Source organism: Priestia sp. SIMBA_032 (assembly GCF_046535215.1).
GTDB classification, from domain to species: Bacteria; Bacillota; Bacilli; order Bacillales; family Bacillaceae_H; genus Priestia; species Priestia aryabhattai.
Genome location: NZ_JAWRXD010000361.1, coordinates 1 through 310, shown reverse-complemented (window position 1 = coordinate 310; position 310 = coordinate 1). Strand labels below are relative to the sequence as shown.

The following is a 310-nucleotide window of genomic DNA, read 5'->3' as shown; positions in this document are numbered from 1 at the left end:
CACGCTCGGCACGTGTCGCAAGACAACTGCGTTCTCCGCATGCTTTGCCGAGGCGGCGGCGGCCGTGAAGTTGAACGAACCCAACTCCACCGCGCCAGATCCAAAGGTCAAATTTTTGTCATGGATCATGTCGCGGCGGTTGTCCTGACGGACCGGAATGCCGTGGCTGACCAGGTACTGGACTTTCGACGCTTTCTTGCTCGCGTTTTCCTTTGCGTCAACGACAACGGCAACCTTCACGCCGTTATCTTTGGCCGCCACAAGCGCCTTGGCAACAGGCCAGGATGTGAACTCGTACGCCGTGACCAGG

General features: G+C 58.7%; 1 protein-coding gene. It reads right to left on the bottom strand.

Translation table 11 applies throughout. From position 1 onward, the window contains the following. Positions 1-310, bottom strand: a 310-nt coding sequence (locus SB717_RS34760) for a phospholipase D-like domain-containing protein (protein ID WP_410907420.1), incomplete at both ends; no start/stop codon positions are given.